Annotated in this window: 22 protein-coding genes; 18 read left to right on the plus strand and 4 right to left on the minus strand. The window is 64.6% G+C overall.

Features of this window, described 5'->3' with window-relative positions:
• Positions 1–22 precede the first annotated feature (22 nt).
• Positions 23–616: an NAD(P)H:quinone oxidoreductase type IV gene (gene wrbA, locus IE126_RS11995; RefSeq protein WP_054303161.1), complete on the plus strand. Its 594-nt coding sequence runs from the start codon at positions 23–25 to the stop codon at positions 614–616.
• Between the two features lie 76 nt (positions 617–692).
• Here wrbA and IE126_RS12000 read toward each other — a convergent pair whose 3' ends face one another.
• Entirely contained in the window at positions 693–1,625 is a 933-nt protein-coding gene (locus IE126_RS12000) for an MBL fold metallo-hydrolase (protein WP_189381112.1), read from the minus strand.
• A 69-nt stretch (positions 1,626–1,694) separates the two neighbouring features.
• The gene (locus IE126_RS12005) at positions 1,695–2,105 is read right to left on the minus strand and encodes a metallopeptidase family protein (protein ID WP_054301134.1); all 411 of its coding nucleotides are present in this window, start codon (positions 2,103–2,105) and stop codon (positions 1,695–1,697) included.
• A gap of 89 nt (positions 2,106–2,194) precedes the next feature.
• Here IE126_RS12005 and gltX point away from each other — a divergent pair, with 89 nt between their 5' ends.
• From gltX to IE126_RS12045, 8 genes are all read left to right on the plus strand, one after another.
• Positions 2,195–3,523, plus strand: a complete 1,329-nt coding sequence (gene gltX, locus IE126_RS12010) for a glutamate--tRNA ligase (RefSeq protein ID WP_189381113.1) — start codon at positions 2,195–2,197, stop codon at positions 3,521–3,523.
• A 268-nt stretch (positions 3,524–3,791) separates the two neighbouring features.
• Positions 3,792–4,826: a rod shape-determining protein gene (locus IE126_RS12015; protein WP_054301132.1), complete on the plus strand. Its 1,035-nt coding sequence runs from the start codon at positions 3,792–3,794 to the stop codon at positions 4,824–4,826.
• A gap of 35 nt (positions 4,827–4,861) precedes the next feature.
• A complete protein-coding gene (gene mreC, locus IE126_RS12020; protein WP_054301131.1) occupies positions 4,862–5,779 on the plus strand; it encodes a rod shape-determining protein MreC in 918 nt (305 codons plus the stop codon).
• Positions 5,772–6,311: a hypothetical protein gene (locus IE126_RS12025; protein WP_054301130.1), complete on the plus strand. Its 540-nt coding sequence runs from the start codon at positions 5,772–5,774 to the stop codon at positions 6,309–6,311. The genes mreC and IE126_RS12025 overlap by 8 nt, the downstream gene beginning before the upstream one ends.
• Complete coding sequence (gene mrdA / locus IE126_RS12030) at positions 6,308–8,251, plus strand: penicillin-binding protein 2 (RefSeq protein ID WP_189381114.1); 1,944 nt, start codon at positions 6,308–6,310, stop codon at positions 8,249–8,251. The genes IE126_RS12025 and mrdA overlap by 4 nt, the downstream gene beginning before the upstream one ends.
• A 15-nt stretch (positions 8,252–8,266) precedes the next feature.
• Positions 8,267–9,406, plus strand: a complete 1,140-nt coding sequence (rodA, locus tag IE126_RS12035) for a rod shape-determining protein RodA (RefSeq protein WP_054301128.1) — start codon at positions 8,267–8,269, stop codon at positions 9,404–9,406.
• A 29-nt stretch (positions 9,407–9,435) separates the two neighbouring features.
• Complete coding sequence (locus IE126_RS12040; RefSeq protein ID WP_189381115.1) at positions 9,436–10,365, plus strand: 2-hydroxyacid dehydrogenase; 930 nt, start codon at positions 9,436–9,438, stop codon at positions 10,363–10,365.
• Between the two features lie 165 nt (positions 10,366–10,530).
• On the plus strand, positions 10,531–10,788 hold the full coding sequence (locus tag IE126_RS12045; protein WP_189381116.1) for a YjhX family toxin: 258 nt from the start codon (positions 10,531–10,533) through the stop codon (positions 10,786–10,788).
• 48 nt (positions 10,789–10,836) lie between these two features.
• Here IE126_RS12045 and IE126_RS12050 read toward each other — a convergent pair whose 3' ends face one another.
• A complete protein-coding gene (locus IE126_RS12050) occupies positions 10,837–11,706 on the minus strand; it encodes a MurR/RpiR family transcriptional regulator (RefSeq protein ID WP_189381117.1) in 870 nt (289 codons plus the stop codon).
• A gap of 141 nt (positions 11,707–11,847) precedes the next feature.
• On the opposite strand from IE126_RS12050, the gene IE126_RS12055 reads away from it, so the two are divergent.
• The 9 genes from IE126_RS12055 to IE126_RS12095 all read left to right on the plus strand — a co-directional run bounded on the left by IE126_RS12055 (position 11,848) and on the right by IE126_RS12095 (position 22,143).
• A complete protein-coding gene (locus tag IE126_RS12055) occupies positions 11,848–12,642 on the plus strand; it encodes an N-formylglutamate amidohydrolase (RefSeq protein ID WP_229825435.1) in 795 nt (264 codons plus the stop codon).
• A 3-nt stretch (positions 12,643–12,645) separates the two neighbouring features.
• Positions 12,646–13,191 (plus strand): TRAP transporter small permease subunit, encoded by a 546-nt coding sequence (locus tag IE126_RS12060; RefSeq protein ID WP_054301123.1) that lies wholly within the window; start codon positions 12,646–12,648, stop codon positions 13,189–13,191.
• Positions 13,191–14,534 (plus strand): TRAP transporter large permease, encoded by a 1,344-nt coding sequence (locus IE126_RS12065; protein WP_108130153.1) that lies wholly within the window; start codon positions 13,191–13,193, stop codon positions 14,532–14,534. Before IE126_RS12060 ends, IE126_RS12065 begins: the two co-directional genes overlap by 1 nt.
• Before the next feature lie 61 nt (positions 14,535–14,595).
• Positions 14,596–15,630, plus strand: coding sequence for a TRAP transporter substrate-binding protein (locus IE126_RS12070; RefSeq protein WP_054301121.1), 1,035 nt, complete (start codon positions 14,596–14,598; stop codon positions 15,628–15,630).
• 201 nt (positions 15,631–15,831) lie between these two features.
• Entirely contained in the window at positions 15,832–17,196 is a 1,365-nt protein-coding gene (locus IE126_RS12075; protein ID WP_189381118.1) for a glutamine synthetase family protein, read from the plus strand.
• A 42-nt stretch (positions 17,197–17,238) separates the two neighbouring features.
• Entirely contained in the window at positions 17,239–18,624 is a 1,386-nt protein-coding gene (locus tag IE126_RS12080; protein ID WP_108130150.1) for an aldehyde dehydrogenase family protein, read from the plus strand.
• The gene (locus IE126_RS12085) at positions 18,621–19,781 is read left to right on the plus strand and encodes an iron-containing alcohol dehydrogenase (protein ID WP_189381119.1); all 1,161 of its coding nucleotides are present in this window, start codon (positions 18,621–18,623) and stop codon (positions 19,779–19,781) included. The genes IE126_RS12080 and IE126_RS12085 overlap by 4 nt, the downstream gene beginning before the upstream one ends.
• A 48-nt stretch (positions 19,782–19,829) precedes the next feature.
• The gene (locus tag IE126_RS12090) at positions 19,830–21,074 is read left to right on the plus strand and encodes an NAD(P)/FAD-dependent oxidoreductase (protein ID WP_189381168.1); all 1,245 of its coding nucleotides are present in this window, start codon (positions 19,830–19,832) and stop codon (positions 21,072–21,074) included.
• Positions 21,075–21,138: 64 nt separating this feature from the next.
• On the plus strand, positions 21,139–22,143 hold the full coding sequence (locus tag IE126_RS12095; protein ID WP_189381120.1) for an NAD-dependent epimerase/dehydratase family protein: 1,005 nt from the start codon (positions 21,139–21,141) through the stop codon (positions 22,141–22,143).
• On the opposite strand, the gene IE126_RS12100 is transcribed toward IE126_RS12095, so the two are convergent.
• On the minus strand, positions 22,131–22,751 hold the full coding sequence (locus IE126_RS12100) for a GntR family transcriptional regulator (protein WP_189381121.1): 621 nt from the start codon (positions 22,749–22,751) through the stop codon (positions 22,131–22,133). The two genes, IE126_RS12095 and IE126_RS12100, sit on opposite strands and share 13 nt — an antisense overlap.
• Between the last annotated feature and the right edge of the window lie 3 nt (positions 22,752–22,754).

Here is a 22,754-nt window from a genome sequence, read left to right on the forward strand (position 1 = left end):
CTGCACCCGACAGGAGGACAGGATGACCGCCGTCAAGCTCGCAATCGTATTTTACTCGACCTATTCGACCAACCTTCAGATGGCCCGCATCGCCGCCGAAGCAGCTGAGGCTGCGGGCGCCGAGGTCCGTCTGCGCCGTGTCGCGGAAACCGCACCGGCCGAAGTGGTGAACGGGCAGGATGCGTGGAAAGCCACGCTGGACAAGATGCAGGACATCCCGGTTGCGACGCCCGACGACATGGAATGGGCCAATGCCTATCTGTTTTCGGCCCCCACCCGCTTTGGCCAGGCGCCGTCGCAGATGCGCGCCTTCATCGACACGCTGGGCGGTCTGTGGTTCAAGGGCGCGCTGGCAGGCAAGCCCGTCACCGCGATGACCTCGGCGCAGAACCCGCATGGCGGGCAGGAGGCGACGATCCTCGGACTTTACACCACCTTCGCGCATTGGGGGTCGATCATCGTGCCGCCGGGCTTTACCGATCAGGCGATCTTCGCGGCGGGCGGCAACCCCTATGGCTACAGCCATACCCAGGGCAAAGAGTTCGATGACAATGCGAAAGCCGCCATCGGCCATCAGGCGCGTCGTCTGGTCGATGTGGCCGCAAAGCTGGGCTGAGCGCCACGAGCTTTCCTGAAAACTCTTGCAATTCCTTGATTAAGAAAATTGGGGGCGGCGCTGCCGCCCCTTTGCGTTACAGCAACTGCTGGTAACTTGCAGGAACGAAGCGAAAGCCCTCGCCCTGTGCCTCGACATAGCCCACAGCCGGGAACGGCATGTGATAGCCGATAAAGGGCGTGCGGTCAGCGGCCAGCATTCCCAAAAGCTTGCGCCGGGTCGCCGCGCCTGCTGCTTTGTCCATGTCGAACCGCACCTCCCAATCCGGGCGCTGCATGGAAAAGACGTAGTGGTTCACCGTATCCGCCGTGATGACCAGCGATTTGCCCCCGCTTTCCAGCCGATAGGCCATATGCCCCGGTGAATGGCCGAAGGCCGCGATGGCGCTGATGCCCGCAGCGACGCTGCCGCCGTCATCGAGCATGGTCATCTTGTCGCTCAGCGGTTTGACCTTGGTGTCAAATCCCTCGTTACCCGCGCCGGACCAATGGTTGTGCTCCACCGCGCCGGTGACGTAGCGGGCATTGGTGAAGGTCGGCGCCTCGCCCGCAAGCCCGCCGATGTGATCGCCATGCATATGGGTCAGCACCACGACGTCCACCTGATCGGGCGTGACGCCCGCCGCCGCCAGCGCGGCCGTGATGGCTTCGGGCGCAAGGCCGGTGTCGAACAGCACCAGTTCCGCCCCGGTATTCACCAGCGTCGGGGTGAAGAAGTTCACCGACATGTCCGCGGGCAGGAAATTCGCCTGCGCGAGGGCGGCGAAATCTTCGGGGCTGGCGTTCAGGCCGAAGGTGCCGTTGGGATTTTCCATTGGACGGGTGCCGACAAGCAGCGCCGTCACCTCCATCTCGCCAAGGGGAAAACGATGAAAACCGGGCTGGGCGGCGCCCTGCATCGGTGCGGCGGCGCGGGCCGCGCGTGGCGCCAGCGCCACGGCGGGAACGGCGGCTGCGGCGATGAGTGCCGCGCGGCGGGTGAGGGTCGGCGTGGTCGCTTCTGCGGTCATGTCACTCTCTCCTGTGTTGCAAGGCCTCAGCCTAACCCGGACCGCAGGATTCACCGCTTCACGGCTGCGTTATTCCCACCACGGATCGACCACGGCGATGTCATCATCCGACCAGCCGAAGTGATGGGCGAATTCATGGATCGTCACATGCGTCACCAGCTCGCCCAGCGAGACATCGCCACGTTCCAGCCATTCATCCAGAATGGGGCGGCGGAACAGCCAGATCACATCCGGCCCCGCCGGCTGGTCGCTGACAGATTTCTCGGTCAGGGGAATACCCTCGTAAAGCCCGGTCAGTTCGAACGGATCGGCGATGTTCATGGCATCAAGGATGTCGTCGGGCGGAAAATCCTCGACCCGCAGCAGGACCATAGTCGCGGCCTTGCGAAAGGGTTCGGGCAGGCTCATCACGGCCTCATGGGCCAGTTGTTCGATCAGGGCGAGGTCGGGGGCGATGGTGTTGGCGCTGGCATGGGTCATGGCGTGGCAGCATAGCCGCCCCCCCGCCTGCGCGATATGGACAAATGCGTGCCCGCATGCGAAAGGGCGCGGGTTGCAGGAGGCACAAAATGACCACCGTTACCCGCTTCGCGCCCTCGCCCACCGGCTATATCCATGTCGGCAATCTGCGCACCGCGCTGATGAACTATCTGATCGCCCGCAAGACCGGCGGCCAGTTCATCCTCCGGCTGGATGACACCGACCAGGAACGCTCGAAGCAGGAATACGCTGATGCGATCATGGCCGATCTGGAATGGCTGGGCCTGCATTGGGACCGGGTGGAACGTCAGTCGCTGCGGCTGGAGCGTTACCGCGCCGAGGCGGAAACGCTGAAGGCGAAGGGCCGGTTCTATGAATGTTTCGAAAGCCCGACCGAGCTGGACCTGAAGCGCAAGAAGCTGCTGAACATGGGCAAGCCGCCGGTCTATGACCGCGCGTCCTACCGGCTGTCGGACGACGAGAAGGCGAAGTTCCGCGCCGAAGGGCGCGATGGTTACTGGCGCTTCCTGCTGGATCAGGAGCGGATCGAATGGACCGACGGTATCCTTGGCCCGATCTCGATCGACGCAGCCAGCGTGTCGGACCCGGTGCTGATCCGTGCCGATGGACAGGTGCTTTATACCTTCGCTTCGTCGGTCGATGACATCGACATGGGCGTCACCAATATCGTACGCGGCGCCGACCATGTGACCAATACCGCGACGCAGATCCAGATCATGCAGGCCATGGGCGGCACGCCCCCGGCCTTCGCCCACCATTCGCTGCTGACCGGCGCCAAGGGCGAGGAACTGTCGAAGCGCCTTGGCACGCTGTCCCTGCGCGACCTGCGCGCACGGGGGGTGGAGCCGCTGGCGCTGCTGTCGCTGATGGCGCGGCTGGGATCGTCGAAGCCCGTGGTTCTGGCAGGCTCGCTGGACGAGATCGCAGAAGGCTTCGATGTCGAAAGCTTCGGCTCCGCCCCGACCAAATTCGACGCGGAAGACCTGTTCCCGCTGACCCGCGCCCATGTGCAGGCGCTGCCGCTGGATGCGGTGGCGGATCGCATCCGCGCGCTGGGGGTGCCGGAGGACAAGCTGGCGGCCTTCTGGCGCGTGGCCAAGGACAACATCACCGTGCTGGACGATCTGGCCGGCTGGTGGGAATTGTTCCGCGACGGCGCCGAGCCGCTGGTCGAGGACGAGGACCGCGATTTCGTCGCGCAGGCGCTGACCCTGCTGCCCGTCCAGCCCTGGACCGAAACCACCTGGTCGGAATGGACCACGGCGGTGAAAGAGGCGACGGGCCGCAAGGGCAAGGGGCTGTTCATGCCGCTGCGCAAGGCGCTGACCGGGCGGGCCAACGGGCCGGAAATGGCGGATGTGATGCCGCTGTTGCAGAAGGCGCCACGCGCACTTTGAGCCGCGAAAGGGCCGCCCACCGGGCGGCCTTTTTCATTCCGGTGCACCAAATATTGCAAGTCTGCAACGATAGCCAAAGTCCACCCGCCACCACCCGCGCGAAATGTTCGATAAGTGCAAGCCCTTACAGAACACGCGGAATTGTGCCGTCCACGCAGACTCCGGGCTTTCGCCGGTCGGGTGCTGTCTTTATATGAAGGCGCCCGCGCCGGAAACGGCCTGAGTCGCGGGCTGATCCGTTTTTGCTCATCGAAGGACGCAGTCCAGCATGTCACTCACCGGCCTCTTTTCGTCGGATATGGCGATCGACCTCGGCACCGCGAATACGCTTGTCTATATCCGGGGCAAGGGCATCGTGCTGAACGAACCCTCGGTGGTGGCGTACCATGTGAAGGACGGCAAGAAGCAGGTTCTCGCCGTGGGCGAGGATGCCAAGCTGATGCTGGGCCGGACGCCGGGCAGCATCGAGGCCATCCGCCCGATGCGCGACGGCGTGATCGCCGATTTCGACAGCGCGGAGGAAATGATCAAGCATTTCATCCGCAAGGTTCACAAGCGCACGACCTTCGCCAAACCGAAGATCATCGTCTGCGTGCCGCATGGCGCGACCCCGGTGGAAAAGCGCGCGATCCGCAATTCGGTGCTGCAAGCCGGTGCGCGCCGCGCGGGCCTGATCGCCGAGCCCATCGCGGCGGCGATCGGCGCGGGGATGCCGATCACCGAACCGACCGGCAGCATGGTGGTCGACATCGGCGGCGGCACGACCGAAGTGGCCGTTCTGTCGCTGGGTGACATCGTTTATGCGCGTTCCGTCCGTGTGGGCGGCGACCGGATGGACGAGGCGATCATCAGCTACCTGCGCCGTCATCAGAACCTGCTGATCGGCGAAAGCACGGCGGAGCGCATCAAGACCTCGATCGGCACGGCGCGGATGCCCGATGACGGGCGCGGCGCCTCGATGCAGATCCGCGGCCGCGACCTGCTGAATGGCGTGCCGAAAGAAACCGAGATCAACCAGGCCCAGGTGGCCGAGGCGTTGGCCGAACCCGTGCAGCAGATCTGCGACGCGGTGATGCAGGCGCTGGAAACCACCCCGCCCGATCTGGCGGCCGATATCGTGGATCGCGGCGTGATGCTGACCGGCGGTGGTGCGCTGCTGGGCGATCTGGATCTGGCGCTGCGCGAACAGACCGGCCTGTCGATTTCCGTCGCCAATGAATCGCTCAACTGTGTAGCGCTTGGCACCGGCAAGGCGCTGGAGTACGAAAAACAACTGCGGCACGTCATCGACTACGATAGCTGAGCCGCAGGACACAGCGCATCGCAAAGGGGCCGCGCGTGGCAAAGAACCGGACCAACCCGGAGGATTTTGCCCGCCCGATCAGGCGCATCCTGATCGGCGCGCTGGTGGTGCTTTTGCTGGCGCTGTTCCTGCTGTGGCGCATCGACAGCCCGCGCGTGGAACGCTTCCGCACCGCCTTGGTGGATCGCACGGTGCCCAGTTTCGACTGGGTGATGCTGCCCGTGACCAAAGCGGTGCAGATGGTGCAGGGTTTCCAGTCCTACACCAAGCTTTACGAGCAAAATCAGGAACTTCGGCAGGAACTGAAGCAGATGCGCGGCTGGAAAGAGGCCGCGCTGCGGCTGGAACAGCAGAATGCGAAGCTTCTGGACCTCAATCAGGTGCGGCTGGACCCGAAGCTGACGCATATCACCGGCGTGGTGCTGGCCGACAGCGGCAGCCCGTTCCGGCAATCCGTGCTGATCAACGTGGGCGAGCGGGACGGCGTGCGGGACGGCTGGGCCGCGATGGACGGCATCGGGCTTGTCGGGCGCATATCGGGCGTGGGCAGGCGCAGCGCACGGGTGATCCTGCTGACCGATTCCAGTTCGCGCATTCCGGTGGTGGTGGAGCCGTCGGGACAGAAGGCGCTTCTGTCCGGCGACAACTCTTCTGCCCCGCCGCTCGAATTTGTGGAAAAGGCCGATCTGGTGCGCCCCGGTGACCGGGTGGTGACCTCGGGCGATGGCGGGGTTTTCCCGGCGGGTCTGCTGGTCGGGTCGGTCGCGCAGGGGCCGGACCGGCGGCTGCGCGCCCTGCTGGCCGCCGATTACGAGCGGCTGGATTTCCTGCGCGTGCTGCGCAGCCACGACCTTGAGGCGATCACCGATCCCGGTGGTCTGGTGGCCGAGCCGGTGACGCCCGGCGAGATCGGCCCCCCGCCCCCTGCCGAGGGGGAGGACAGCAATGGCTGATCCGCTGCGCCGCGATGTGCTGATGCATCGCGGGATCTTCGTGGCGGTGGCGCTGTTCCTGATCTTCCTGCGCCTGCTGCCCCTTGGGTCCGAGGCGGGCCGCCTGCCCGGCCCCGATCTTCTGCTGTGCCTGATCCTCGCCTGGGTGCAGCGCCGCCCCGATTACATGCCCGCCCTGCTGATCGTAGCGGTCGTGCTGACCGAGGACATGCTGCTGCTGCGGCCGCCGGGGCTGTGGACCGCCCTGGTGCTGGTCGGGTCGGAAATCCTGCGGTCCCGCATCGCACTGACCCGTGAATTGAGTTTTGCGACGGAATGGATTTTCATCGGCCTGCTGATGTTCGGCATGTTTCTGGGCTATCATCTGGTCTTTGCGGTAACCCTGCTGCCGCAGGCGGGCTTTGGCTATGCCATGACGCAGGCGGTGGCGACGGTGCTTGCCTATCCCGTGGTCGTCTGGCTGTCGCATGTCACACTGCGGGTTCACAAGCCGGGGATGGGCGAGGTCGATTCGATGGGACGGCGGCTATGAAACGGACGCAACGCGATACCGAAGATTCCGTGCGGGGCGTGCGTCGGCGCGCCTTCCTGATGGGCGGCGCCATGACCGCCTTCGTCGCCGTTCTGGGCGCACGGATGCGGTATCTTCAGGTCGATCAGGCCGAGGAATTTCGCCTGCTGGCCGAGGAGAACCGGGTCAACATCCGGCTGATCCCGCCCGCGCGCGGTCAGATCTTCGACCGCAACGGCCGCCTGATCGCCGGAAACGAACAGAATTACCGCGTCGTCATCACCCGCGAAGATGCAGGCGATGTGGAAATGGTGCTGAAGCGGCTTGCCTCCATCGTGGCCCTGCCGCCCGCCGACATCGAAAAGACCCTGAAGGAGGTGGAGCGCCGGTCTCCCTTCGTGCCGATCATCGTGGCTGACCGGCTGAGCTGGGAAGATTTCTCGAAAATCGCCATCAACTCGCCCTCGCTGCCCGGCGTCACGCCCGAAGTCGGCCTCAGCCGTGTCTATCCGCTGGATCAGGATTTCGCGCATGTGGTGGGTTATGTCGGCCCGGTGTCCGAGCGGGATCTGGAGCGGATCGAGAACCCGGACCCCGTGCTTCAGCTGCCGAAATTCCAGATCGGCAAGGTCGGGGTGGAACGCTGGACCGAGGCGGAGTTGCGCGGGCGGGCCGGGCAGAAACGGATCGAGGTGAATTCCGTCGGCCGGGTGATGCGCGAGCTGGAGCGGCTGGAGGGCGACCCCGGCGATGACCTGCGTCTGACCATTGACGCCGAGGCGCAGAATTTTGCGCAGGCACGGCTGGGCGATGAAAGCGCCGCCATGGTGGCCATCGACGTGCAGACCGGCGATCTTCTGGCCTGTGTCTCGGCGCCGTCCTTCGACCCAAACCTTTTCGTACGCGGGATCAGCCAGAAGGATTATTCGGTCCTGCTGGAAAACGACCATCGCCCGCTGGCCGACAAGACCGTGCAGGGCGCCTATCCGCCCGGATCGACCTTCAAGATGGTCACCGCGCTGGCGGCGCTGGAAGCGGGTGTGATCACACCCCAGACGGGTGTCTACTGCCCCGGCCATTACGAGGTCGGCAGCCGCCGGTTCCACTGCTGGAAACGCTCGGGCCACGGCACCGTTTCACTGCATTCTGCCCTTGCTGAAAGCTGTGACGTCTACTTCTATGACATCGCGCAGAAGGTCGGCATCGACAAGATCGCCGAGATGGGCCGCAAGCTGGGTCTTGGCATACGACACGATCTGCCCATGTCCGCCATCACCGAAGGGGTGATGCCCGACAAGGCCTGGAAGCAGGAACGCTACAAGCAGGACTGGCGCATCGGTGACACGATCAACGCCTCTATCGGTCAGGGCTATGTGCTGACCTCGCCGCTGCAACTTGCGGTGATGACGGCGCGCATCGCCAGCGGCCGGGCCATCCAGCCACGGCTGGTGCGGATGATCGGCACGCAGGAAGTGCCCCTGCCCGAAGCGCCGCCACTCGATCTGAGCAGCCAGCACCTCGCTTCAGTCCGGCGCGGGATGTATGAGGTGATGAACGGCGCCCATGGCACGGCCAAGGGCTCGCGCATTGCGGATGAAACCCTGCTGATGGCGGGCAAGACCGGCACGGCGCAGGTGCGCAACATCTCGACGCAGGAACGTGCCTCGGGCGTGGTGCGCAACGATCAGCTGCCATGGAACCGGCGCGACCATGCGCTGTTCGTCTGCTACGCCCCCTTCGAAAACCCGCGTGTCGCGGTTTCGGTGGTGGTTGAACATGGCGGTGGCGGGTCGGCTGTGGCCGCGCCCATTGCCCGCGATCTCCTGCTTTTCTGCCTGACCGGCGGCATCCCGCCGCTGAGCGCCTATCCCGCCTCGCAGCGCGGCACGATCGAGTCGCGCTTCAACGACTTGAAGCTGCGCGATTTCGGCGCCGACAGCACCACGCGGTCGCGGGCCTGAGGCGGAGAGACCGGCATGAGCTTTCTGGAATACCGCATCAAGACCGCCCCGACCGGGCTGCGCAAGGTGCTGCATCTGAACTGGCCCGTCATCCTGATGATGACCGCGGTGGCGGCAGTCGGGTTCCTGATGCTCTATTCCGTCTCTGGCGGAAGAATGGAACTGTGGGCCGAGCCGCAGATGAAGCGCTTCGGTCTGGGCATGGCGCTGATGTTCTTCGTCGCCTTCATCCCGGTCTGGTTCTGGCGCAACATGTCGGCGCTGGCCTATCTGGTCTCTGTAGGGCTGCTGCTGGTGGTGGAATTTTTCGGCCATGTGGGCATGGGCGCGCAGCGCTGGATCAACCTCGGACCACTGGTGTTGCAGCCGTCCGAGATGATGAAATTCACCCTCGTGATGGCGCTGGCCGCCTATTACGACTGGCTCGACCCCAAGAAGGTCTCGCGCCCGCTGTGGGTGCTGCTGCCCGTGCTGCTGATCGTGATGCCGACGATCCTGGTGCTGATGCAGCCGAACCTCGGCACCTCGGTCATGCTGCTGGCGGTCGGCGCGGCGGTGATGTTCTGTGCGGGCGTCAGCTGGTGGTATTTCGGCGCGGTTGCGGGGCTGGTGGGCGGCGCGATCTACGGCGTCTTTGCCCTGCGCGGAACCCCATGGCAGTTCCTGCACGATTACCAGTATGCAAGGATCGACACCTTCCTCGACCCGACCGCCGATCCGCTGGGCGCGGGCTATAACATCATTCAGGCCAAGATTGCCCTCGGCTCCGGCGGCTGGGCCGGCAAGGGCTTCATGCAGGGCACGCAATCGCGGCTGAACTTCCTGCCGGAAAAGCATACCGACTTCATCTTTACCACGCTGGCCGAAGAGTTCGGCTTTGTCGGCGCCTTTTCGTTGCTGCTGCTTTACGCGGGTATCATCGGCTTCTGCATCGTCTCGGCCCTGCAAAACCGCGACCGTTTCTCGCAGCTTCTGATCCTTGGCTGCGCGGCGAACCTGTTCTTCTACATCGCGGTGAACCTGTCGATGGTGATGGGCATGGCGCCGGTGGTGGGGGTGCCGCTGCCCTTGCTGTCCTACGGCGGGTCGGCCATGCTGGTGCTGCTGGTGGGCTTCGGGCTGGTGCAAAGCGCCCATGTCCACCGCCCGCGCTGACGGCGGATCAAGGCGAGGAAGGAAAGCGGATGACTGTGACGGTGCTGTTTGCGGCGGGTGAGGCGCTCTGGCCGGAATATGGCCCGCATTTGCGGGTGGCTTTCGCCGGGGCCGGGCTTGATGCGGCACTGGTGACTGAGGCCACGCCCGGAGAGGTCGATTATATCGTCTACGCCCCCGGCAGCGCCTTGCAGGATTTCACCCCTTACACCCGCTGCCGCGCGGTCCTGAATCTCTGGGCCGGGGTCGAACGGATCGTCGGCAACCCGACACTGACGCAGCCCCTGTGCCGCATGGTCGATCCGGGTCTGACCGAGGGTATGGTGGAATATGTCACCGGCCATGTGCTGCGGCACCATCTGGGGATGGACCGCTACATCAAGGGCGCCCCGGGCTGGCAACAGATCGTGCCGCCGCTGGCGCGGGAACGTGTCGTGGCAATGCTGGGGCTGGGCGAGCTGGGCCTCGCCTGCGCCCGCGCGCTGAAAGCCCTGAACTTCGCTGTGGAGGGCTGGAGCCGCTCGGCCAAGACCGGGCTCGACATTCCCGCGCATCACGGCGAGGCGGGGCTGGAGGCGCTGCTCCGCAAGGCCGAAATCGTGGTGACGCTGCTGCCCCGCACCGCTGAGACCGAAAACCTGCTGGATGCCCGGCGTCTGGCCTGGCTGCCGCAGGGGGCGGTGATCGTGAACCCCGGTCGCGGCGCGCTGATCGACGATGACGCGCTGCTGGCCGCGCTGGATAGCGGCGCGCTGGGGCATGCAACGCTGGATGTCTTCCGCATCGAGCCGCTGCCCGAGGATCACCCGTTCCGCCACCACCCCGGCGTTACCGTCACGCCGCATATCGCCGCCGATACCCGCGCCTCTTCCGCCGCGCGCGTGGTCGCGGAAAATATCCGGCGCGGTGAAGCGGGCGAGCCCCTGCTGCATCAGGTGGATCTCACCCGCGGTTATTGAAGATCGCCCTTCAGGCAGCCATATTGGCCGCGCGCGCCATGCGCATGATGGAGAGTTTATGTCAGAGACTGTGCGCAAGGGCTGACCCCTTGGCCTGACAAGGGGAAGCTGATCCGCCGGGCCAAGCCTCGCGCGGATGGTTTGCCTTATCTGACGGACAACCCCATGAATATCTCCAGACCCGAACAACGGGTTCTGCATGTGCTGGCCAAGGGTGGCCGGATCGAACACGACCGCGCCACAGGCCGCAAGATCGACACCGTGCTCTGCGTGACCCGCGAGGGCATGATCCTTGCCGATTGCACCTTGCAGGTGTTCCAGAGCCTGCGCCGCAAGCGGCTGATCGGCTCGGAAAACGGCGCGCCCTACCGGATCACCCGGCTGGGGCGGATCTCGGTCCGCGCGCAGCCTGACAACCAGTAGCGACGCAGGGAACGGGGCGGTAAAAATCTTGCTGAAGATTTTTGCCGCTCACCTCGGGCGGCGGAAGAAGCGGGAACGATCGTAAAGCCCTTCCAGCCGCTTCAGCCGTGCCTCCGTTGCGTCCCAGCGCAGGGTCTGCACCGAGGCGAGCAGGGTTTCGACCAGAACTGTAATGGACACCATGCTGTCCCATGCGCTTGGCGCCTCGATGTGGGCGGCAAGCGTGTGGCGGGCATGGGCGGCGGCGGGGCTGACCCAGCGGTCGGTGATCAGAACGACCTCGGCCCCCTGTTCCACCGCCAACTCCACGAGCTGCAGCACACTGTTTTCATAACGCCGGATGTCGAAGACCAGCAGCACATCACCGCGCTTCATATCCAGCAACGCGGGCGGCCAGGTGTTCGACAGACCGGAAAGCAGCGTCACATCGGGACGCACCACCTTCATCAGCGTGACAAAGTAATCTGCAAGCGCATGGGTGATCCGCCCGCCCATGGCGAAGATCGCACGGTCGCCATCGGCCAGCAGGCTGGCCGCCGCATCGAATTCTGCATGGTCGATCTGGCCCAGCGTGGCTTGCAGATTGCCCACCACCGTATCGGCGAAACGGTTGAGGATATGAGTATCCGGCACCCCGCCCGCCCAGCGGTCATGCTTGGCGATGGGTGACATCAACATCGCCTCCACCTCGCCGCGCAGGGCAGACTGGTAATCGGGATAGCCCTTGTAGCCCAGCTTCTGGCAGAGCCGCACTACCGTGGGCGTGGAGACCTCTGCCGCCTTGGCCAGCGTGGTGATCGAGCCCAGCGCGGCGACCGGGTAGTTCTTCAGCACATGGGTGGCAAGCTGGCGTTCCGCGCGGGTCAGATCGGGCAGCGCCGCGCGCATCCGGTCCTCAATGGTGATCTGTTCGTCCATCGCGGCCCTCCGGCTGCCGGTTCGGGATCATTCTGCACCCGTTTGGAAAAATTTGTAACAGAAATTACGCAGAAGAAAAATTCTTGACAGAACCGGGTCGGCGGTGAACCCTGAAGGCAACAACAGGGATGACTCGCAGCAATGACTGCACAGCCAGACATGCAGGCCGGGGCCGTGGCTCCGGCGATTTTTACCCCCGTGATCACCGGGCGGGCCGAGGCAGGCAGTGACCTGATCCTCGTCTGTGAACATGCCGCCAATACCTTTCCGGCGCTCTGGGGCGATCTGGGGCTGACGGCAGAACAGCGGCAGGCGCACATCGCCTGGGACCCCGGCGCGCTGGGGCTGATGCAGGGGCTGGCGGTGCGACTGGGGGCGACCACGGTTGCCGCCACGGTCAGCCGCCTGATCTATGATTGCAACCGCGCGCCTGACATGCCGGGCGCAATGCCTGCGAAATCCGAGGTGTACGAGGTTCCGGGCAATGCGGCGATTACGCCCGCGGAACGCGCAGCGCGGGCTGCGGCGATCTATGTGCCGTTTCACGACGCGCTGCACGGGCTGATTGCCGAACGGATCGCGCTGGGGCGCCGCCCCGTCCTTGTCACCATCCACAGCTTCACCCCGGTTTACTTCGGACAGAAGCGCGCGGTGGAATTCGGTGTGATCCATGATGCCGACGACCGGCTGGCCCGCGCCATCCTCGCCGGGGCCGAGGCGACATCGGGTCTGGCCTGCGGGCTGAACGCGCCCTATTCGGCGGCCGATGACGTGACCCATACGCTGCGCCTGCATGCCACGCCCTATGGCCTGGCGAATGCCATGCTGGAAATCCGCAACGACCTGATCGCCTCGCCCGAGGCGGAACAGGCGATGGCCGACCGGCTGGCGCCGGTGATCGCCGCCGCCCTGACCGACCTGAAGAAGGAGGGCTGAGCCTTGCCGCGCTGGATCGTCGCTTTCGTGCACGGGGTCGAGAAGCTGAACCACGGCATCGGCCGCTTCGCCATGTATCTGCTGTTCGCGCTGATGGCTGTTCTGGCATGGTCGGCCATTTCCAAGGCCGCGTTCACGCCCTCGATGTGGACGCTGGAAATGGCTCAGTTCATCATGGTCGCCTATTACATCCTGGGTGGCCCCTATTCGATGCAGATGGGCAGCCATGTGCGGATGGATCTTGCCTATTCGCGCTGGAACGACCGCACCCGCGCCGCCTTTGATGCCTTCACCGTGCTGGCGCTGATGTTCTATCTGGCCGTCATGGTCTGGGGGGCCTGGGAAAGCTTGGCCTATTCGCTGACCCTGAAATGGCCTGAAGGCGCGCTTCTGCCGCAGATCGGCCGGCTGGAGCGGTCGCCGACCGCCTGGCGCCCCTATCTCTGGCCAATCAAGATCACCATGTTTCTGGGCTTCATCCTGATGTTCCTGCAATCGCTCGTTTATCTCATCCGCGACATTGCCACCCTGCGCGGGGAGGAGATCTGATGCCGCAGGAGATGATTGCCCTTCTGATGTTCTCGACCATGCTGCTCCTGATGATGACCGGGCAGCGGGTCTTCGGCATCATCGGCTTCGTCGCCGTGGTAGCCTCGCTGGCGCTTTGGGGCACCGGCGGGCAGCAAATGGGCTTTTCGGCCGCCATGAAGCTGATGAAATGGTATCCGATGCTGACGCTGCCGATGTTCGTCTTCATGGGCTATGTCATGAGCGAAACGCGGCTCGCAGAAGACCTGTACCGGATGTTCCACGTCTGGTTCGGGCCGGTGCCCGGCGGGCTTGCCATCGGGACGATCCTGCTGATGGTGCTGATTTCCGCGATGAACGGGCTTTCGGTGGCGGGCATGGCCATCGGCTCGACCATTGCCCTGCCCGAACTGTTGCGGCGCGGCTATGACAAGCGCATGGTGACCGGCGTCATTCAGGCCGGGTCGAGCCTTGGCATCCTGATCCCGCCCTCGGTCGTGCTGGTGCTTTACGCGATGATCGCCCGCGCGCCGGTCAGCCAGCTCTGGCTTGCCGGGATCGTGCCGGGGCTGCTGATGGCGGCGCTGTTCATCCTTTACATCGCACTGCGCTGCCGCCTGTCGCCGCGCCTTGGCCCGGCCCTCGATGCCGAGGAACGCGCGGCCATCACCAGCGCCGAGAAGATGCGCCTCCTCGGGGCCGGCCTGCTGCCGCTGTTCATCTTCGCCGCCATGATGGTGCCTTTCGTGAAGGGCTATACCTCGCTGGTGGAAAGCTCGGTCATCGGGGTCGCCACGACCACGCTGGCCGCCGTGATCAAGCGCCGCTTCACCCGTCAGGTGTTCGAGGTCGCCACCCGCAACACGCTGGGCATTTCCTGCATGTTCATGTGGATCATCCTCGCGGCCCTGTCCTTCGGCGCGGTGTTTGACGGGCTGGGGGCGGTGAAGGCCATTGAGGGCCTGTTCGTCGACCGCCTGCACATGGGCCCGTGGACCATCCTGATCCTGATGCAGCTTTCGTTCCTGCTGATGGGGATGTTCCTTGACGATACCGCCATGCTGGTGATCGTGGCGCCGCTTTATGTGCCGCTGGTGGCGCAGCTGGATCTGGGCCTGCCGCCCGATCAGGTGCTGATCTGGTATGGCGTGCTTTACACCATCACCTGTCAGATCGCCTATCTGACGCCCCCCTTCGGCTACAACCTGTTCCTGATGCGGGCCTTCGCCCCGCGCGAGATTACCATGCTGGACATCTACCGTTCGGTGACGCCCTTCGTGGTGATGATGGCCATTGCGCTGGCGCTGGTGATGATCTTTCCGCAGATCGCGCTGTGGCTGCCACAGACGATCTACGGCCAATAACAACCCGGCGAGGGGCGGCCGCACCGCCCCCGCATCCTGACAATCCCAACGGAGGTTCACGATGACGACGAGACGGAAGTTCCTGACCACCGGCGCGCTTGGCGGCGCGGCGGCCCTTGCCGCCCCCTCGGTGGGGCGCGCGCAGGCGCCGATCAAATGGCGCATGCAGACCTATGCCGGTGCTGCCCTGGGCGAGCATGTGGTGAAACCGGCGGTCGACGCGTTCAACGAAATCGCGCAAGGCCAGATGGAGATCGAGCTTTACTATTCAGACCAGCTTGTCCCCACGGCAGAGCTGTTTCAGGCCATGCAGTCGGGCACCATCGACTGTGTGCAGTCGGATGACGACTCCATGGCCTCGCCCACCGAAGTCACCGTATTCGGTGGCTATTTCCCGATGGCGCTGCGTTACAGCCTCGACGTACCGGCGCTGTTCAACAAATACGGTCTGAAGCAGATCTGGGAAGAGGAATATGCCGCCGTCGGGGTAAAGCATATTTCTGCCGGGTCGTGGGACCCCTGCAACTTCTCGACCAAGAAACCGATCAACAGCCTTGAGGATCTCAAGGGCCTGCGCATCTTCACCTTCCCGACCGCCGGGCGCTTCCTTGCGCAATTCGGCGTCGTGCCGGTCACCCTGCCGTGGGAAGACGTGGAAGTCGCGCTGCAAACCGGCGAACTGGACGGTCTGGCATGGTCTGGCATCACCGAAGTTTACACGGTGGGCTGGGCCAATGTGACCGACTACTTCCTGACCAACAACATCTCGGGCGCGTGGATCGGGCATTTCTTCGCCAATATGGACCGCTGGAATGCCGTGCCGCCGCATCTGCAAAAGCTGCTGGAAACCTGTTTCGAGCAGTCGCACTATTATCGCCAGCACTGGTATTGGGCGGGCGAGGCCGATCTGCGGATCAATGGGGGCAAGCTGAAGCTGACCACCATCCCCGATGCGGAATGGCAGACCGTTCAGGATGCCGCCGTGAAGTTCTGGGACGAGGTCGCGACCGAAAGCGAAACCAAGGCCAAGGTCGTCGAGATCATCAAGAAATACAACGAGACCATGGTGCAGGCAGGCCCGCCCTATCGCTACTGACACCGGGCCGGGGGCGCCATTGCGCGCCCCCGCCCCGCACTATATATGATCAAATTCCGGTCCCTTGTGACCCGGTGGAGGAGAGAGATGGCCTTGGCCCTGCTGCGCCCCTGTTGCTGGCCCAGAAAGCCCGAGTTCGGCGGTGGCGCCTTCCGCACCCGCCTGAACCCCCTCCCCCTTTTCTGAGATACGAGGCCAGACATGCCCGCCAACCTCACCTTCGACGCCCTGAAAGCCGCCGTCGCGGCCGGAGAAATCGACACCGTTGCCACCTGCATCGTGGATATGCAGGGGCGCCTGATGGGCAAGCGTTTCGTCGCGCAACATTTCATCGACGGCGCCCATGACGAGACACATTGCTGCAACTATCTGCTCGCCACGGACATGGAGATGTATACCGTGCCGGGCTATCGCAGCACCTCCTGGGAGGCGGGCTATGGCGATTATGTGATGAAGCCCGATCTGGCCACGCTGCGCCGCCTGCCCTGGGCGCCGGGCACGGCCATGGTGATGTGCGACGTGCTGGACCACCACACCCACAAGCCGGTGCCGCATTCGCCCCGCGCCATCCTGAAACGTCAGGTGGAGCGCGCCAGGGCCATGGGCTTTGACGCCATGATGGCGACCGAACTGGAGTTCTTCCTTTTCGACGAAACCTTCGCCGATCTGCACGACCGCGGCTTTCCGCTTCCCACACCGAAAGCGCGTCACAATGTCGATTATTCGATCTGGGGCACCTCGGCGGATGAGCCGATCATGCGCGACATCCGCAACGGACTGTGGAACGCGGGCATCCCGATCGAATGCTCCAAGGGTGAGGCCGATGCCGGGCAGGAGGAGGTCAACGCGAAATATTCCGACGCGCTCGATACCTCGGACATGCACGCCATCATCAAGCTGGGGGTGAAGCAGATTGCGCTTCGGCATGGCGCCAGCGTCACCTTCATGGCCAAATATGACCACCGCAAGGCGGGTTCAAGCAGCCATGTCCACCAGTCGCTGTGGCAAGACGGCAAGCCCGCCTTCCGCGACGAGGCCGATGCGCATGGCATGAGCGCGCTGATGAAGCAGTATATGGCCGGGCAACTGGCCCATGCGGCGGAGCTGACCTATTTCCTCGCCCCCTATGTCAACAGCTACAAACGCTTTGTCGTCGGCATGTTCGCCCCGACCAAGGCGGTCTGGAGCCGCGACAACCGCACCGCCGGATTCCGCGTCTGCGGCGAGAATACAAAGGCCGTGCGGGTGGAATGTCGCATCGGCGGCGCCGATCTGAACCCCTATCTTGCCTGTGCCGCCCTGCTGGCGGCGGGCCTTGCGGGGATCGAGGGCAAGATGGAACTGGAACCCGAAATGACGGGCGACATGTATGCCGCCGACAATGTGCGCGAGATCCCGAACACGCTGGGCGCGGCTGCGGCGGCGCTGCGTGGGTCGGCCATGCTGCGCGCGGCCTTTGGCGACGAGGTGGTCGACCACTATGTCCACGCCGCCGAATGGGAATTGCACGAACAGAACCGCGTGGTGACCGACTGGGAACGCCAGCGCGGCTTTGACCGGGCGTAAGAGACAACCGGCGCCTGCGGGCGCGCTTGAAGGACGACGAGGATGAAACCGATTCAACTGATCTCGCCCGTGGACGGCTCGGTCTGGCTGGAACGCCAGCCACTGTCGCGGGACGATGCCTTTGCCGCCACCGCGCGGGCGAAGGCCGCGCAAAAGGCCTGGGCCGCGCGCCCGCTGGAGGATCGCATCGCGCTGGTCAAGGCCGGTGTCGACAAGCTGATGGAAAAGAAAGACGTTCTGGTCGAGGAACTGGCCTGGCAAATGGGCCGCCCGACCCGGTTCGGTGGCGAATGGGGCGGCGTGATCGACCGCACCAACTACATGGCCGAGATTGCGGCCAAGACCCTTGCGCCCGTGGTGGTCGAGGACAGTGAGCGCTTCACCCGCTACCTCGCGCGCGAGGCAGTGGGCGTGGTCTTCATCATCGCGCCGTGGAACTACCCCTACCTCACCACCATCAACACGCTGGCCCCGGCGCTGATCGCCGGCAACAGTGTGGTGCTGAAACATGCCAGCCAGACCCTGAAGGTCGGCGAGCGTCTGGCCGAGGCCTTCCATGCCGCAGGCGTACCGGAAGATGTGTTCCAGAATGTCGTGCTGGACCACGCCACCACCGAGGCGCTGATCGGCGCGCGGGCGTTCAACTTCATCAACTTCACCGGCTCGGTCGGTGGGGGTGCTGCCATCGAGAAGGCAGCGGCGGGCACCTTTACCGCGACGGGGCTGGAACTGGGCGGCAAAGACCCCGGCTATGTCCGCGCCGACGCCGATCTGGATGCGGCAGTGGACAGCCTGATGGACGGCGCAATGTATAACGCCGGGCAATGCTGCTGCGGGATCGAGCGCATCTATGTCCACGAAAGCCTTTACGATGCCTTCGTGGAAAAGGCGGTGAAATGGGTCGACGGGCTGAAGCTTGGCAATCCGTTCGATGCCGCCAGCACGCTCGGGCCGATGGCGAACAAGCGCTTCGCCGCCACGGTGCGCGCGCAGGTGGCCGAGGCCATCGCAGCAGGGGCCAAGCCCCTGATCGACCCGGCCGCCTTCCCCGCCGATGACGGCGGCGCCTATCTCGCGCCGCAGATCCTCGTGAACGTCGATCATTCCATGCGGGTAATGATGGAGGAAAGCTTCGGCCCGGTTGTCGGCATCATGCCGGTGAAGGACGATGCCGAGGCCATCAAATTGATGAACGATTCCCCCTATGGCCTGACCGCCTCGATCTGGACCGCAGATGCGGAAGCCGCCGCCGAGATCGGCGCGCAGATCGAAACCGGCACCATCTTCATGAACCGCTGCGACTTCCTTGACCCGGCCCTGTGCTGGACCGGCTGCAAGGATACCGGGCGCGGTGGCTCTCTGTCTTTCCTTGGCTTCTATTCGGTCACGCGGCCGAAATCCTACCATCTGAAAAAGGTGACGAAATGACCCATAACGTTCCGAACCGGAACTGGTCTTACCCGACGGCCATGAAATTCGGCGTGGGCCGGATTTCAGAACTGGCCGATCATTGCAAGGCAGCGGGCATCACCCGGCCCCTGCTGGTGACCGACCGCGCACTGGCCAGCCTGCCGATCACCGCCGAGGCGCTTGGCATTCTCAAGGCCGCCGGTCTGGGCGAGGCGCTGTTTTCGGACGTGGACCCGAACCCGAACGAAATCAACATGGCCGCAGGGATCAAGACCTATCTTGCGGGCAACCATGACGGCGTGATCTGCTTTGGCGGCGGCTCGGCGCTGGATCTGGGCAAGATGATCGCCCTGATGGCGCATCAGGACGCGGGTCTGAGCGTCTGGGATCTGGAAGACATCGACGACTGGTATACCCGCGCCGATGCCGACAAGATCGCCCCGATCATCGCGGTGCCCACCACCGCCGGCACCGGCTCCGAGGTCGGGCGCGCGGGCGTGCTGACCAATTCGCAGACCCACAAGAAGAAGATCATCTTCCATCCGAAGCTGATGCCGGCGGTCACGATCTGCGACCCGGCGCTGACCGTGGGGATGCCGAAGTTCATCACCGCAGGCACAGGCATGGATGCGCTGGCGCATTGCCTTGAGGCCTATTGCAGCCCGTTCTACCACCCGATGTCGCAGGGCATCGCGCTGGAAGGCATGAGGCTGGTGTTCGAAAACCTTGTGGAAGTCTATGAAAATCCCGGCAACCTGGACGCCCGTGCCCATATGATGAGCGCGGCCGCCATGGGCGCGGTGGCCTTCCAGAAAGGGCTTGGCGCCATCCATTCGCTGTCGCATCCGGTGGGCGCGGTCTACAACACCCATCACGGCACCACCAATGCCGTCGTCATGCCGATGGTGCTGGATTTCAATCGCAGCGCCATTGAGGACCGGATCGGGAAAGCCGCCGCCTATCTGGGCATCGCAGGCGGGTTCGATGGCTTCCGCGCCGCCGTGATGGACCTGCGCACCAAGCTCAACATCCCGGCCAACCTGACCGCAATGGGCGTCGAGGCCGCGCGACTGGACGAGCTGACCGAAATGGCGCTGGAAGACCCGTCCTGCGGCGGCAATCCGATTGAGATGACGCGCGAGAATACCCGTGCGCTTTACGCCGCCTGCATGTAAGGAAAGCGCCGGGTGACGCCTACGTCACCCGGCCATTCCGGGGCGAAGATGACCGAACATCACACGACCGACATCGCCGTCCTGGGTGCGGGCTCCATCGGCATGGCCGTGGCGCTGCAACTGGTGCAGGAGGGGCGCGAGGTCGTCATCGTCGATCCCGGTGCGCCGGGAATGGGCGCGTCTTACGGCAATGCGGGCACCATCGCCGATTACGCCGTGCAGCCAGTCGGCACGCCCGATGTGCTGAAAAACCTGCCCGCGCTGCTGTTTGACCGCAATTCGCCGCTGGCGATCCGCCATGCCGCACTGCCGACTCTGGCACCGTGGCTTTTGCGTTTTGCCCGGCAGAGCCTGCCAGGTGCAGCCGCGCGCAATGCGCAGGCAATTGCGGCGCTGGTGGGGTCCGCCAATGCGCGCTGGCGCGATTTCGCGGCCGAGATCGGCGGCAGCGCGCTGTTGCAGCATCGTGGTTGCCTTTACCTTTACGAAACTGCCGCCGCCTTCCGCGCTGCCGGGCGCGACATGACCGCCCGCCGCACGCTGGGGATCGAGGTGGAACTGCTGCGCCCCGAGGCGTTCAGCGCCATGGAGCCGGGTCTGCCGGTGGTAGAGGGGGGCGCGGCCTATTTCCCGCAGGCCACCTTCCTGTCGGACCCCGGCGAAATGATGCGGCGGCTGGCGGCACGGCTGACCGCGCTGGGGGTGCCGCATCTGCACCACCGGGCCGAAAACCTTTCACGGCAGTTCGACGGGATTCTGGTGCAGGGACCGGGCCTGCGGCTGCATGCGCGACAGGTGGTCATCGCCGCCGGAGCCCATAGCCGCGCACTGGCCGCGCAGGCCGGCGACCGGGTGCCGCTGGATACTGAACGTGGCTATCATGTGGAATGGGACATGGAGCGCCCGCGCCTGACCCGCCCCACCTGCCCCACCACGCGGGGCTTCTACCTGTGTCCGATGTCGGGGCGGTTGCGGGTGGCGGGCACGGTGGAACTGGGAGGGCTGACCGCACCACCTTCGCCCCATCGCATCGCCCGGCTGGTGGAAGGCGCTCGCGCGATTTTCCCCGATCTGGGCACGCCCAGCCGGGACTGGATGGGTTTCCGCCCTTCGATGCCGGACAGCCTGCCGGTGATTTCGCCCTCGCGCGCAGGCAATGACGTGATCCATGCCTATGGTCATGGCCATATCGGCTTGACTTTGGCCCCGATCACGGCGCGGATCGTGGCGGATATTGCAGCGGGGCGGCAGACGGATCTGGACGTGGCGCCCTATGCGGTGACGCGGTTCTGAGACGGAGGCCCCGGGGCGCTGCCCCGGACCCCAGAGTATTTGTGACAAGAAGCAGGGGCAAGGCATGGCGGGCAAGATTTTCATCACCGGATCGGCCGGATTCATCGGCTATCACCTGAGTCAGAGGTTGCTCGACGCGGGCTGGCAGGTGTTGGGCCTCGACGGGATGAGCGATTATTATGATGTGGCGCTGAAAGAGCGCCGCCACGCGATGTTGCGGCAGAATCAGGGCTTTCGGGCGGTCGAAGGGCTGCTGGAGGCACCTGGGCTGGTGCGCGGCCTGGTCGAGGAGTTCCGCCCCGATGTGATCGTGCATCTCGCGGCGCAGGCCGGGGTGCGTTATTCCATCGAGGCACCGCGATCCTATGTTGATGCCAATCTCATCGGAACTTTCGAGGTTCTGGAGGCCGCGCGGGCTTTCCCGCCACAGCATCTGCTGCTGGCATCGACCTCTTCGGTTTTCGGCGCGAATACCGAGATGCCCTATGCCGAAACGCATAAGGCCGACCATCAGATGAGCTTCTATGCCGCGACCAAGAAGGCGACCGAGGCAATGGCGCACAGCTATGCCCATCTGTACGGGCTGCCGACCACAATGTTCCGCTTCTTCACGGTTTACGGGCCCTGGGGGCGGCCCGATATGGCGCTGTTCAAGTTTGTGAAGGCGATCCTCGCGGGCGAGGCCATTGACGTTTATAACCATGGCGATATGCGGCGCGATTTCACCTATATCGACGATCTGGCGATCGGGATCGAGCGGCTGATCGCAGCAGTGCCGGGAACTAAGGCCGCAGGCGCGTTCGACAGCCTGTCGCCGGTGGCTCCGTGGCGCGTGGTGAATATCGGCAACGGCGCGCCGGTACAGTTGATGGAGTTCGTGGCAGCCATCGAGGCCGCGACGGGAGCCGAAGCACGGAAGAACCTGATGCCGATGCAACCCGGCGACGTCCCTGCAACCTGGGCCGATGCGACGCTGATCGAGGCGCTGACCGGGCCCTTGCCACGGACCGACATCCGCGAGGGGGTGCGGCGCTTCGTCGACTGGTATCGCGATTACTACCGCGTCTGAGCGGTAACCAGCTGCAGCAGGTGATCGCGTGCGGCAGTCAGATGCGCTGCAAGCAAGGCCGCGGCGCTGGCGGCCTGCCCGGCCTGCCATGCGTTGAATATCTGGTGATGGTCGTCCAGCCAGCGCGAGGTATTTTCTGCAAGTACTTGATATTGTGCTAGATGAAGCGCTGCGGTGTCACGCAGTTCGTGGACGAGCGCGATCTGGCGCGGGCGTTCCGCGGGCGCATAAAGCGACATGTGGAAGGCGCGATCTCCCGCCTCCCACCCCGGGCGCCCGGCTTCAAGGTCTGACCGGGCCAGCACATACGCAGCCTCATCGCGCTGCGCCTCTGTGGTGCGACGCGCCGCGCGGTGGATCAGATCACATTCCATCAGGATGCGCAGATCATAAACCTCGGCCAGTTCCTGTGGCCCGAGGCGGATCACCCGCGCACCCTTGCCCGGCACCACAGTCACCAGACGCTCCGCCGCCAGCGCCTGCAAGGCATCGCGCACCGGAATGCGGCTGACGCCAAAGCGGGCGGCCAGTTCGGTCTGCATCAGCAGGCTGCCGGGTGGGATCGTTCCGGCGAGAATATCGCGGCGCAGGGTTTCGATCAGGGCCATGGC

Source organism: Gemmobacter nanjingensis (assembly GCF_014652195.1).
Taxonomy (GTDB): Bacteria; Pseudomonadota; Alphaproteobacteria; order Rhodobacterales; family Rhodobacteraceae; genus Gemmobacter; species Gemmobacter caeni.